The sequence below is a fragment of the Aequorivita sp. IT1282 genome (genome assembly GCF_058068205.1).
The window spans coordinates 485,169-499,258 of the sequence record NZ_JBYRHR010000001.1 but is presented as its reverse complement, the minus strand read 5'-3'; the positions used below and the strand labels follow the sequence as shown (position 1 = coordinate 499,258).

Annotated in this window: 9 protein-coding genes; 3 read left to right on the top strand and 6 right to left on the bottom strand. The window is 38.1% G+C overall.

What is annotated here, in order from left to right:
- Positions 1–11: 11 nt before the first annotated feature.
- The 5 genes from pyrR to AC3RVG_RS02305 all read right to left on the bottom strand — a co-directional run bounded on the left by pyrR (position 12) and on the right by AC3RVG_RS02305 (position 10,222).
- The gene (gene pyrR, locus AC3RVG_RS02325; RefSeq protein WP_489689820.1) at positions 12–551 is read right to left on the bottom strand and encodes a bifunctional pyr operon transcriptional regulator/uracil phosphoribosyltransferase PyrR; all 540 of its coding nucleotides are present in this window, start codon (positions 549–551) and stop codon (positions 12–14) included.
- Between the two features lie 196 nt (positions 552–747).
- Positions 748–3,207 (bottom strand): zinc-dependent metalloprotease, encoded by a 2,460-nt coding sequence (locus tag AC3RVG_RS02320; RefSeq protein ID WP_489689819.1) that lies wholly within the window; start codon positions 3,205–3,207, stop codon positions 748–750.
- Between the two features lie 200 nt (positions 3,208–3,407).
- Entirely contained in the window at positions 3,408–5,258 is a 1,851-nt protein-coding gene (gene rpsA, locus AC3RVG_RS02315) for a 30S ribosomal protein S1 (protein ID WP_489689818.1), read from the bottom strand.
- Positions 5,259–5,501: 243 nt separating this feature from the next.
- Positions 5,502–8,183 (bottom strand): DNA gyrase/topoisomerase IV subunit A, encoded by a 2,682-nt coding sequence (locus tag AC3RVG_RS02310; protein WP_489689817.1) that lies wholly within the window; start codon positions 8,181–8,183, stop codon positions 5,502–5,504.
- 188 nt (positions 8,184–8,371) lie between these two features.
- Complete coding sequence (locus AC3RVG_RS02305; RefSeq protein ID WP_489689816.1) at positions 8,372–10,222, bottom strand: DNA topoisomerase IV subunit B; 1,851 nt, start codon at positions 10,220–10,222, stop codon at positions 8,372–8,374.
- Between the two features lie 281 nt (positions 10,223–10,503).
- Here AC3RVG_RS02305 and AC3RVG_RS02300 point away from each other — a divergent pair, with 281 nt between their 5' ends.
- The 3 genes from AC3RVG_RS02300 (at position 10,504) to AC3RVG_RS02290 (ending at position 12,800) form a co-directional block, all read left to right on the top strand.
- Positions 10,504–11,415 carry a DnaJ C-terminal domain-containing protein gene (locus AC3RVG_RS02300; protein WP_489689815.1) on the top strand — a complete coding sequence of 304 codons (912 nt, stop codon included), beginning with the start codon at positions 10,504–10,506 and terminating at the stop codon, positions 11,413–11,415.
- The gene (locus AC3RVG_RS02295; protein ID WP_489689814.1) at positions 11,415–11,705 is read left to right on the top strand and encodes a chaperone modulator CbpM; all 291 of its coding nucleotides are present in this window, start codon (positions 11,415–11,417) and stop codon (positions 11,703–11,705) included. Before AC3RVG_RS02300 ends, AC3RVG_RS02295 begins: the two co-directional genes overlap by 1 nt.
- Before the next feature lie 87 nt (positions 11,706–11,792).
- Entirely contained in the window at positions 11,793–12,800 is a 1,008-nt protein-coding gene (locus AC3RVG_RS02290; RefSeq protein WP_489689813.1) for a phosphatase PAP2 family protein, read from the top strand.
- An 83-nt stretch (positions 12,801–12,883) separates the two neighbouring features.
- Here the strand turns inward: AC3RVG_RS02290 and ychF are convergent, their stop codons facing one another.
- Positions 12,884–13,978: a redox-regulated ATPase YchF gene (gene ychF, locus AC3RVG_RS02285; RefSeq protein WP_489689812.1), complete on the bottom strand. Its 1,095-nt coding sequence runs from the start codon at positions 13,976–13,978 to the stop codon at positions 12,884–12,886.
- Positions 13,979–14,090: the final 112 nt, after the last annotated feature.

Genomic DNA, 14,090 nt, shown 5'->3' with positions numbered 1-14,090 from the left:
TCATTAAACAACTAACTTTTAACAAGGTAAACAGCATCTTCCCCATCATTCTCTTTCCAGCAAACTTTTACCTTTTCGCCATTAATAGCATCTACCTGTCTGCCACGATAATCAGGCTGAATAGGCAAATGACGACTAAAACGACGATCAATTAATGTTAACAGCTCAATCTCCAAAGGTCTTCCGAAGGATTGCATAGCTGTTAACGCAGAATTAATGCTTCTTCCTGTAAAAAGAACATCGTCTATAAAAACAACATTTTTATCTTCAATAATAAAATCGATACGGGTTTTGTTGGCTTCCAGCGGTTTATCACCTCTTCGGAAATCGTCTCGAAAAAAAGTTATGTCCAAATACCCTAGTTTTATATTCTTAATATGGTATTCGGTTTCCAGCAGTGTTTTTAGTCTTTCAGCTAGAAAAACCCCGCGCGGCTGAATTCCGATAAGTACGGTTTTGGAGAAATCGTCGTGTTTTTCGATCAATTGGCAAGCCAAACGGTTAAGCGCAATGTTTATCTCGGTCGCGTTCAGTAACACTTTTTGGCTCATAGGAAAGTCTGAATTAATACCGATAGCTATCGGCACTGGAGACAAAAATACATTTTTATTTTTTTAAAAGTGAAGAATTTAATTTCGATTAAAAATGATTGCGGAATTAGGCTGCAGAACTTTTAAATCTCCTTCAAAAAAAAAGCCTGTCTCTTATTAAGACAGGCCATTTCGTTTTCAAAAAATAAAATTCCTTTTACTGTTTAGCGTACGGATTTAAAATAATATTAATTCGCTCCCGCAAGTCTAACAGATGAATTCTGCTCATTTTATCACTCGTTCTTCCAGATGCTTTCCGAATATCATCTTCCAGCGTTTTAAGCTCTGCGCGAGCTACAGAACGTATGTCGCTTTGGTTTACATCTACCTTAGTGCGATTTCTTCCCTCCTGCTCATTCGTCATTAAATACGCCAGCCTGTCAATGTATGCACGTTGTAGGTTTCTTCTATACGTATCAATTGCTTTTCCTGTTTTAAGTTCGCTAAAGATTCCGTTTCGCAAATCTTCCATCATTTCAAGCAACGAATAACTTTCACTTTTATTAATAGATTCGTTTTCAATCATACGCGCCATTCTTCCGAAATCAAGAATATTGTCGAGTGTTTTAGCTTGCAATTGTCTTACATTTTCAACACTACCGTCAAATTGAATTTTATTGAAAATATCTTCGTCAAGCAACCATTGCGGAGTTGCAAAAAGCTGCTCCTGTACAAAAACCATGCTTTCTTCCTGTTTCGCTTTTGGAACATGAGTATAAACAGCACCATCTTGATCGTATGTTTTGTAGTATTCATAAACACCGCCAATATTTGCCGACACGTGACCCATATATCTATTAAACTGCCCAACTATCTGATCATACATTTTTGAAAGATCTTCGTAATCCTTCCCGTCTTCCTTAGTATATTCAATAAGTTTTGGAACTACGAGTTTTAAGTTTGCAATACCGTACATACTTGCTTTTACGGCATCGTCGCCTAAATCTTCAGTTTGGCTACTCGGATCTATTACACCGCCAGATTGCTGCTTCCCGAAACGATACATTGGATCGCCAGCGTGCTCAAGAATCCAAGAATCCAAAGTTTTCTTTTCTTCTTCTGCAGATAAATTTGGCAATGGTTTGTAACCCCAAGCAATGGCATATTTATCGTAAACACCAATATTTGGCATTAACGCAACATCTCCATCTCCAGGTTGTGCTACGTAGTTGAAACGCGCATAATCCATAATAGAAGGCGCTGTGCCGTACTTTTTAGTGAAATCTACAGAACGCAGCGAATCTACAGGAAAGGCAACACTGCTACCCATATTGTGTGGCAAGCCTAATGTGTGACCTACTTCGTGCGAAGAAACAAAACGAATCAATCTTCCCATAATTTCATCCTTAAAGGCTACGCCTCTTGCATCTGGATTTATTGCAGCTGTTTGCACAAAGAACCAGTTGCGCAATAAGGTCATAACGTTGTGATACCAGTTTATATCGCTCTCCAATATCTCCCCACTACGCGGATCGCTTACGTGCGGTCCATTTGCATTTGGGATTGGTGAAGCCAAATAGCGAACCACAGAATAACGCACATCTTCTGGCGACCATTCTGGGTCTTCTGCAATAGTTGGCGGATCTTTCGCGATAATTGCTTCTTTAAAACCAGCAGCTTCAAAAGCTACTTGCCAATCTTCAATTCCTTGTTTTATGTATTGTCTCCATTTTACGGGAGTTGCACGATCTATGTAATAAACTATTTGCTTCTTCGGAACTACTAATTCTCCTCTTTCAAAAGCGGCTTTGTCTTCATCTCTAACTTCTAATCGCCATCTGTCCAGATATTTTATGGTTTTACTTTCTTGGTTGTCTAGACCGTAATCTGTTTGTCCGCGAGCAAACCAGCCCACACGCTCATCAAAATAGCGCCTCTTCATTGGTACTTTAGGCAAAAGAACCATGCTGTTGTTCATTTCTACAGAAATTGAACCTAAGTCTGAATTGCTTGGAGCTTCTTTGGCAGCATACGTTTTTACGTGGCGCGATTCTATATTTAATGGGTAAGATTTGATTGTTTCTATATACGAACGCTCCTTTTCAAGACTTGTGATTTTATATTTTTCACGATACTCATTCGGCATTCCTAAAGGTCTTACGTCCGTTTCAAAAAGTTTGTTTACATCAATAACTGTTGAAGTACTGTCTTTTCCGAAAGCTCTAATATCAAATGAAAAAAGAACGGGTTCAAAATTTGAATTTACCACCGCTTCGTAAATTGGAAGCGAATCTGCTGCAAAAATTTGATGCGAAACCACCCGAAGTAATACTTTGCTTGGTCTTTTTTCCCAACGAAGCACTTGGGTGTTTGTTTTTCCGCCACCAAAACCTATATTGGTCGCAGTTTTTGCAATACGTGTTACCATCAACATTTCTCTTCCAAAAAGTGAATCTGGTATTTCGTAGAAATATTCTTCTTTTACGGTATGCACTTTAAACAGCCCGTCGTCTGTTTTGGCTTCCTTGGTTATTACTTTACCGTAAGGTTTAATTGCAACCTTATCTTTGTCTGAACTTTTCTCGGCAGTTTCAGCTTTGCCTTTCGATGCTTTTTTTGGAGTAGCGCAAGAGAGCGTCAATAAAAGCAGTAGCGGTGTAAGAATTCTTAATTTCATCTTTTGATTTAAAAAAGTTTTGAAATTAGTCAATTTTGTAATTATAGAATACACTTTCAAGCAATTTTAATTATTTCTTCAGATTTTGAGTTGAAGAAAAAGTGACTCCAGATTTCAAATAGCTTTATATTTTCAATTTAACCCAATAAAAAAAGCCTCCCGTTTCCGGAAGGCTTTTTAGTATTTATAAAATGATACGATTATACTTTACCGTCCATTTTGTCTTTAAGTGCCTGAAGCGCAGAGTTAGCATCACCTAAAGTGGTTTTTGCCTCTTCTTGAGAAGTTGCTTGTTTTTTCACAGCTTCTTTTACAATTTTCGCTTCTTCTTCTTTGTGAAGGATCATATGTGAAGCAACCACTTTCTTGAATTCTTTGTTGAACTCAATAATTTGGAATTCTGCTTCATCACCTTTCTTCAACATAGAACCATCTTCTTTTTCAAGGTGACGGCTTGGTACGAATGCTACGATATCCTCGTTAAAGTTTATTGTTGCTCCTTTGTCTACTACTTCTGCAATTGCAGCAGTGTGCTTAGTTCCAACAGCAAATTCAGCTTCGTATTTATCCCAAGGGTTTTCTTCAGTTTGTTTGTGACCTAAACTTAGTTTACGACCTTCAACATCTAATTCTAATACAACAACTTCAAGAGTGTCACCAATGTTGGTAAACTCGCTTGGGTGTTTGATTTTCTTAGTCCAAGAAAGATCGCTTATGTAAATAAGACCATCAATACCTTCTTCTAATTCAACAAAAACACCAAAGTTTGTGAAGTTACGTACAATACCTTTGTGGCGTGAAGCAACTGGGTATTTAGTAGTAATATCAGTCCATGGGTCTGGAGTCATTTGTTTGATACCAAGGCTCATTTTGCGCTCTTCCTTATCCATTGTAAGGATTACCGCTTCAACTTCGTCACCAACATTTACGAAATCTTGTGCACTACGTAAGTGTGTAGACCAAGACATTTCGCTAACGTGGATAAGACCTTCAACACCTTCAGCAACTTCAATAAATGCACCGTAGTCTGCAATAACAACTACTTTACCTTTTACTTTATCACCAACTTTCAACTCTTCACCAAGAGCTTCCCATGGGTGAGGATTCAATTGCTTAAGACCTAATTGGATACGTGTTTTATCTTCATCAAAATCAAGAATTACAACGTTCAATTTCTGATCAAGTTCAACGATCTCATTTGGATGGTTGATACGTGACCAAGAAAGGTCTGTAATGTGAACAAGTCCATCAACACCACCAAGATCAACAAATACTCCGTATGAAGTGATGTTTTTAACAACACCTTCAAGTACTTGACCTTTTTCAAGTTGGCCGATGATTTCTTTTTTCTGCTCTTCAATATCCGCTTCAATAAGCGCTTTGTGAGAAACAACAACGTTTTTAAATTCGTGGTTAATCTTAACAACCTTGAATTCCATTGTTTTACCAACGTAAATATCGTAATCGCGGATTGGTTTAACATCAATTTGCGAACCTGGTAAGAATGCTTCGATACCGAAAACATCTACGATCATACCACCTTTTGTGCGGCATTTTACGTAACCGTTTACGATTGTAGCTTCGTCATGGGCAGCATTTACGCGATCCCAAGCCTTAATGGTTCTAGCTTTACGGTGGCTAAGAATTAATTGACCTGTACTGTCCTCACGAACGTCGATCAATACTTCTACTTTGTCACCAACTTTTAAATCTGGATTGTAACGGAATTCGTTTAAAGAAACAACACCTTCACTTTTCGCGTTAATGTCAATGATTGCATCACGATCTGTAATGAAAACCACTTTTCCTTCAACAACTTCGTCATCCAAAGTGTCAACGAAATTCGCTGCTACCAATTTTTCAAATTCTTCCAGCTTACCATCGTCGATAGGATCAATTCCTTCTTCATAGTTGTGCCAGTTAAAATCTGCAAGAAATTTGTCTGGATTGCTCTCTTTAAGAGAAACTTCCTTTTGAGGTTTTGTAGCTTCCTCGTTTTGAGTTGCGGTATCTTCTACCTGCACTTCTTCTTTGTTTGCTTTATCAGCCATTTGTTTGTGAAATTGATTTCTGAGATTTCCGCCTTCGCGGAAATGACAAAAAATCAATGTTTTGTATTCTGCTTTGTTACAAGTTTTTAATGCGACTATCCCACAGAAGGGTTCTTTTTGTTTTGTTTTAATAGCTCTTATTCTTGACTCGTCGCTAAGAGGGGTGCAAAAATAATGTTTTTCTTTTGAAAATCAAAAGGTTTGGTGGTTGAAAGTGAGAATTTCTAATGTTTTTTTGAAGAGTTAAAACAACAGCCCCTGTCCGCCTTCGCCTGTTTTTGAATCGTCTTCTTTATCTGAATCAGTTTCATCCTGTGAATTTTCATCTTCTGAAGCTAAATCTTCTTCATCAACAACATCTATTTCTTCAGGTTCTACTGGTGATGGCGGCACGTATGGCAAAGATTCCATGGCGTTTATTTCCAAAACTTTATCTTTTGTAAGCTGATTCCCCATCGCTGCAATTCCTTTAATGGCGATAAACTCTTCCAGATTTAGTTCTAAGTTTTCTTCCCTATCCTGCCCTCTTTTTTTGGCGAAAATCACTTCGGCCATTGGACGGTAATCGGTAAATATTTTTTCTAAATATGAATTGGGGTGATCCGAAATAATTGTTTCATCTCTATCAGGATGCTCTACTAAGAAACGCTTTACATAAAACAACTCCTTTTCGCCTGCCCAATAAATAGCGCTCAACGGCTTTTTAGGGTCCCACTTTTCAAGAATAATTACATCATCATCAAAACGAAGCTGAATGTCTGGGATTACGGTTTTTACAATACCTTTTTGGTTTACGATAAGCAATCTATCTTCTTTGCGAAATTCACCTAAAAGCTCACCTCTATCGTCCACATTTAAACGTTGTACAGAATCGTCGAACCATATTTTACGAGGCTTTAGCGTGGAAAGTCCCTTCTCTTTCAATTCAATTTTTCTGATAGAATATTTAGTGACAATATTCCCTTTTGAATTTCTTCCTTTCACTAATTGATCGGCAAAATCTAAATCGAATTTTAGCTTTTTAATACTTCCGCTTTGGCGTAAAAATATGGTTACAACCTCAGCTTCCCCATTCGGATTCGCTGTAAAATAAAGCGCTTTAGAGCCTTTATTTCCATTGGTCATATCGTATTCTCTATCGCGCGTAGTAGATGTTACTGCAAAACGTTTCACGTAATTTGCGCCACGTGCTCCGTCGCGATACACCATATTATAAATGGTGCGCTTGTCTTTCTTTTTAAAGATAGCCACGTGAATAATATTTTTACCAATAAAAGTTTTGGCGTCCACTCTGGTAACCATCATTGTACCATCTTCTGTGAAGACAATAATATCGTCAATATCGCTGCAATCAGTAACGTATTCATCGCGTTTTAAGCTCGTGCCTACAAAACCTTCTGCGCGATTTACGTAGAGTTTTGTATTTCTGATTACAACTTTGGTAGCTTCAATATCATCAAAGGTTCTGATCTCTGTTTTACGTTCCTTTCCAGCGCCATAATCTTTTTTCAGTCGTTTAAAATAGTCGATTGAATACTCAATTAAATGTGCTAAGTGATGCTTTATCTGAGCGATGCTATCTTCCAGCGCATCAATCTTTTGTTGTGCTTTATCAATATCGAATTTAGAAATTCTTTTAATTCGAATTTCAGTTAAACGCACAATGTCTTCTTCGGTTACAGCTCGCTTTAAATGTTGGGTATGCGGTTTCAAACCTTTATCTATCGCGGCAATTACCCCCTCCCAAGTTTCTTCCTCTTCTATGTCGCGGTAAATTCTGTTTTCAATGAAAATGCGTTCCAAAGAAGCAAAGTGCCACTGCTCTTCCAATTCATCTAATTGAATTTGAAGTTCGCTTTTAAGAAGCTCAACCGTGCGATCGGTACTTACGCGAAGCATTTCCGAAACACCAACAAACAACGGTCTATTATCCTGAATTACACAGCCCAAAGGCGAAATAGACGACTCACAAGCCGTGAAAGCATAAAGCGCATCAATGGTTTTGTCAGGTGAAATTCCGCTGGGTAAATGGATTTGGATTTCAACCTCAGCAGCGGTATTATCCTCTATTTTCTTAATTTTTATTTTCCCCTTTTCATTCGCTTTCAGAATAGTATCAATCAGCGATGAAGTATTGGTTCCAAAGGGAATTTCGGTAATTACGAGTGTGTTTTTATCAAGCTGGTTAATTCTTGCACGACTTCGGATTTTTCCTCCTCGCATACCATCATTATAATTGGCAACATCCATAATTCCACCCGTAGGGAAATCTGGATAAATCTGAAATTTTTTGCCTTGCAAATGCTTAATTGAAGCATCAATAAGTTCAAGAAAATTATGCGGAAGTATTTTAGTTGAAAGTCCAACTGCAATCCCTTCCCCACCTTGATTTAAAAGCAACGGGAACTTTACTGGAAGATTAATCGGTTCCTTTCTACGCCCATCATAGGAAGCTTGCCATTTAGTGACTTTTGGGTTGTAAACTACATCTAAACCAAACTTTGAAATTCGTGCTTCAATATATCGGGAAGCTGCTGCGCTGTCGCCAGTAAGAATATTTCCCCAGTTACCTTGGGTATCAATCAGTAAATCTTTTTGTCCAATTTGCACCATCGCATCCGCAATACTGGCATCCCCGTGCGGGTGATATTGCATAGTATGCCCAACAATGTTTGCAACTTTGTTGTAGCGCCCATCGTCCAAATCTTTCATGGACTGCATAATACGACGCTGAACAGGTTTAAAACCATCCTCAATTGCAGGCACCGCACGTTCTAAGATTACGTAGCTAGCATAATCCAAAAACCAGTCGCGGTACATTCCGGTTACCTTTTTAATGGTTTCACCAGAAGTATCGTCGTTTACACCCAAATAATCTGGGCCTGTGTTTTGTTGTTCTTCGTTATTGTCGAGTTCGTCACTCATTTATATTCTGTATTCTTTATTTTCTATTTTTTTCCTCTGTGAAACTCTGTGGTTCTTTGTGAACCTCTGTACTATAGCTATTACGCAGAGTTGCGCAGAGGTTTCACAGAGATTCACAAAGGTTTATTTTCACGATTGGCACACGATATATTGCCAATTGCACGCGATAAATCGCGAGCCTACATTAATTATTCTTCCACTCGATCCAATTCCACCTTCAAATTTTCAATAATAAACTCCTGTCTATCGGGCGTGTTTTTTCCCATATAAAACGAAAGTAATTCTTCAATGCTCATAGATTTGTCCAGCATTACAGGATCTAAACGAATGTCGTTTCCTATAAAATGCACAAACTCATCCGGCGAAATCTCACCCAAACCTTTAAAGCGGGTTATTTCTGGTTTTGGCTTTAATTCTTCCATCGCGTCTCTTCGCTCCTCTTCGGAATAGCAATAGATAGTTTTCTTCTTATTTCGAACGCGAAATAGCGGCGTTTGCAAAATATACAAATGTCCCTCTTTTATTAATTCAGGGAAAAATTGAAGAAAGAATGTAATTAGCAATAATCGAATGTGCATTCCGTCCACATCGGCATCTGTTGCAATTACGATGTTATTGTATCGCAAATCTTCCATCGAATCTTCAATGTTTAGTGCAGCTTGCAAAAGATTGAATTCTTCATTTTCGTAAACAATTTTCTTGGTCATTCCGTATGTATTCAACGGTTTTCCACGAAGTGAAAAAACTGCTTGCGTATTTACATCGCGACTTTTGGTAATACTACCACTCGCAGAATCTCCCTCGGTAATAAACAAAGTAGATTCTAAGTTTCTTTCATTTTTAATATCTGCAAGATGCACGCGGCAATCGCGCAATTTTTTATTGTGAAGACTTGCTTTTTTAGCGCGGTCTTTGGCGAGTTTTCTTATTCCACTTAGTTCCTTTCGCTCACGTTCGGCTTGTACTATTTTACGCTGAATTCCATCAGCCGCCTCTGGGTTTTTATGAAGATAATTATCGAGCTGTGTTTTGAGGAAATCATTTATAAACGTACGAACCGTTGGCAGTCCGCCACCCATATCTGTTGAGCCAAGCTTCGTTTTTGTCTGACTTTCAAAAACGGGTTCTGTAACTTTAATGCTAACTGCTGAAACTATACTTTTTCGCACATCGCTGGCATCATAATTCTTGTTGTAAAATTCACGAATGGTTTTTACTAATGCTTCGCGAAAAGCAGCTAAATGCGTACCACCTTGGGTTGTATTCTGTCCGTTTACAAAACTGTGATATTCCTCGCTATATTGCGTTTTACTATGCGTTATCGCCACTTCGATATCTTCCCCGCGAAGGTGAATAATCGGGTAAGCCATATCTTCATCGCTAATAGTTTCCTGCAAAAGATCTTTCAATCCATTTTCGGAATAAAACTTTTCGCCATTAAAATCTATCGTCAGTCCCGGATTGAGATAGACGTAGTTTTTCAGCATTTTTCGCACATATTCTGTGCGGTATTTGAAATTTTTGAAAATGCTCTCGTCCGGAATAAAAATTACTTTTGTTCCTTTTCGCTTTGTCGATTCTTCAATTGCGAGGTCGTTTGTAAGTTCACCCAAAGAAAACTCTGCAACTTTCATTTGATTGTCGCGAATAGATTCTACTTGGAAAAAGGATGAAAGTGCATTTACCGCTTTGGTACCAACCCCATTCAAACCGACAGATTTCTTAAAAGCACGGCTGTCGTACTTCCCTCCCGTGTTCATTTTCGAAACTACGTCGATCACTTTACCGAGAGGAATTCCACGACCGTAATCGCGAACTTTCACTTCTTTATCTTTAATGCGCACTTCGATGGTTTTTCCAGCGCCCATTACAAATTCATCAATACAGTTATCTATAACTTCTTTTAGAAGAATATAGATACCGTCATCGGGCGAAGAGCCGTCTCCGAGCTTCCCGATATACATCCCTGGGCGCATCCGGATATGCTCTTTCCAGTCGAGCGAGCGTATGTTGTCTTCGGTATATTGTGTATCGGACATAAGATTGGGTGTAGGGTGGCTAATATAAATATACGCGAGCACTTGTGAAACCAATACTTGTGAAAGTAATTAACAATAAAATGAAAATGATTGTTAGTAAAATGTTTCCATAACTCCAAAGAGTGTAAGGTCCCCTCCAACCTTCTCAAAGTGTAGGAATTTAGGCAATAGTTCCCCTTTCGGGGTTAGGGAGACTGCTAAATTTTTGTGAATTAATGATCCTTCTCATAGAATTGCTCCAATTCTTTTTATAATTTCAACACTTAAACAAAAAACCTTAAATGGAATTTATAGACTACTACAAAGTTCTTGGGCTGGACAAAAGTGCGACAGCAGCCGATATTAAAAAAGCCTATCGCAAACTTGCCAGAAAACTACACCCAGATTTAAATCCGAATGATAAAACTGCACAAGAAAAATTTCAGAAGATAAACGAAGCGAACGAAGTTTTAAGTGATGCTGAAAAACGTAAAAAGTACGACCAATACGGTAAAGACTGGCAGCACGCCGATACTTTTAAAAAAAATAGACAGCAGCAAGGTTCGCAAGGCTTTGGCGGACAACGATCTTATTCAGGCGGAGGACAAGGTTTTGATGAAAGTCAGTTTTCAGACTTTTTTGAATCGATGTTTGGCGGCGGTGGCGGTTTTAGCGGAGGTGGTGGCAGAAGGCAAACTTCGCAATTTAAAGGTCAGGATATGAACGCTACCCTTCGTTTAAACTTAACCGATGTTTTAGAAAGCCAAAAACAGACTATTAGTATTGGCGATAAAAAAATAAGACTTACAATCCCAGCTGGCGTTGAAGATGGGCAGACCATTAAAATAAAAGGCTACGGTGGCGAAGGATTGAATGGAGGCCCAAAAGGCGATTTATTAATTACTTTCGAAATTTTCAACAATACAGCTTTTAAAAGAATGGGCAGCGATATTTACAAAACTGAAAACATAAGTCTTTACAACGCATTATTGGGTGGAGAAATAACTGTTGAAACCTTAAACGGTGCGGTAAAATTAAAAGTGAAACCAGAAACCCAAAGCGACACTAAAGTTAAACTGAAAGGTAAAGGATTGCCAAAATATAAAAAGGAAGATCAACACGGCGATCTTTATATTACTTACAAAATTGAACTTCCGAAAAACCTTTCAGATAAAGAAAAAGAACTGTTTTATGAACTTTCAAAACTGAGATAATGGCTAGAGAAAAATATATTTTAGTAAGTCACTACTGCAAACACACGCAAATTGAAGATGCTTTTATAGAAAGGCTTCACGAGTTTGGACTCATTACTTTTGAAGAGAAGCAAAACGATGCTTTTATTGACGAAAAGGACATTTCGGAAATTGAGCGTATGTTTCGACTACATAACGATTTAGGTATTAATTTCGAAGGATTGGACGCCATTAAACAAATGCTGAAGCGCATAAATAGAATGGAAAAGGAAATGAATTTACTTCAAAAAAAATTGCGGTTGTACGAATAACCAATTGCAAATACTACGGTAAATTCTTCTTATGGAAATGTTAAATTGAATTTTTTCGATTTCACAAACTCATACCTTTATCCGTATATGAAAAAAACCATCCTACTATTCGCAATATTTGCTACAGCAAATTTTTATGCGCAGCAATCTGTGCCAACTACCACTGACACATTAAACAATACTATAACTAATTCTCAACGAATTGGACGTTCAGTTTCTGATTCAGTTATTGTTAGCAGTCAAAATTATCAGCAAATTTCTACCCAAAATAGTTTTCAGCCAAAAGTGGAAACTGGTTTACAAACACAAAAAAGCGACTCTCCCTACGAATGGAAATGGGTCCGCGATGGAATTTGGACAGGAACAGCTCTTGGCGCCAGTGCATACGGACTCATACTTATCCAAGATAAAAAGGATTTACCAATTGCCGATCGCGCACAATTTTTAGATGAAGTTAGCCTTCAAAAAAAGATTGATAAATTGAATTTTTTAGATCAATGGGCTGCTGGAAAACATAACGAAAATGCTAGTGCAATGAGCGATATTCCTTTTGCCCTGTCATTTGTAGCGCCTTTCGCACTTCTTTTTGACGATGAAATTAACGATCATACGGGGCAGTATATTGGGTTATATATTGAAAGTTTGGCAACAACTGCTGCACTTTACACCATTACCGCTGGATTAGTAGATAGAAGTCGTCCTTATGTTTATGATAACAGTGGCGATACTAGTGAAGATAGACGTTTTAAAAACAATGGGCAGCGATCCTTTTATTCTGGACATGTAGCTGCAACTGCAACAGCAACCTTTTTTGCGGCAAAAGCTTACAGCGATTTTAACCCAGATGCAAGTGGAAAAGTATTTGTTTGGGCAGGTGCCGCTACACTTCCCGCAGCAGTAGGTCTTTTAAGAATTGAAGCCGGGCAACATTTTTTAACTGATGTTTTAGTAGGATATGTATTAGGTGCCGGTACAGGAATATTAATTCCAGAGCTACATAAAAAGAAAATGGAAAATGTAGATATTTATCCAAGCTCCGGAACTAGTTTCAACGGAGACAGCTATAACGGAATGGCTTTTAGATATACTTTTTAGAGGTGAAATTTGAGACGTGAGATAAAAAGTAAATTTTTAATTTTCTTAAATCTCACGTCTCAAATCTAATATCTAGTCTCTCTTTAAACGTTGAAACGGAAATGCATTACATCGCCATCTTTTACGATGTATTCCTTCCCTTCTACGCCCATTTTTCCAGCTTCTTTTACTTTGGCCTCGCTTCCAAAAGTTACGAAATCGTCATATTTAATAACTTCAGCACGAATAAAGCCTTTTTCAAAATCTGTATGGATTACCCCAGCGGCTTGTGGCGCAGTAGAACCAACGGGAATTGTCCAAGCGCGAACTTCTTTCACTCCTGCGGTAAAATAGGTTTGAAGATTTAATAATTTATAAGCGCTACGAATCAATTTTGCAGAACCAGCTTCGTCAAGTCCTAAATCTTCTAAAAACATTTGGCGCTCATCGAAGGTATCCAATTCGGTAATATCTGCTTCTGTACCAACTGCCAAAACTAAAACTTCAGCATTTTCTCCGGCAACGGCTTCTCTCACTTTTTCAACGTAGGCATTTCCAGTTGCTGCAGAATTTTCATCTACATTACAAACGTACATTACTGGTTTGTCTGTAATAAATTGCGCGTTTACAATATATTCTTCGCGTTCTTCATCGGTTAATGCTATTGCACGAACAGAAATACCAGCTTCTAATCCAGACTTCACTTTTAAAAGTGCCGTTTCTTCTTTTTGAGCTTCTTTATTTCCGGTACGAGCAGCACGTTTAACCTTTTCAAGCTTTTTGTCGACAGTCTCCAAATCTTTCAATTGAAGCTCAATATCGATAGTTTCTTTATCGCGAATTGGGTTTACATTACCATCAACGTGAATAATATTATCGTCATCAAAACAACGCAAAACGTGTAGAATTGCATCTGTTTCGCGAATGTTGCTCAAAAATTGGTTACCAAGGCCCTCACCTTTACTTGCTCCTTTTACAAGACCTGCAATGTCAACTATTTCAACTGTTGCAGGAAGAACACGTTCGGGTTTTACTAATTCTTCAAGTTTTAATAAACGGCCGTCTGGCACATTTACAACACCTATGTTTGGTTCAATAGTACAGAATGGAAAATTTGCACTCTGCGCTTTTGCATTCGACAAACAATTAAAAAGAGTGGATTTTCCAACGTTTGGCAATCCTACGATACCTGCTTTCATCTAATATATTTTTTTAAGGGCAAACCGCACATAAAATTGCTTCGGTTTACGAGGGTGCAAATATACATCTTCAAAGCAGACTATCAATGTTTGATTTAAATGCTTTCAAGAA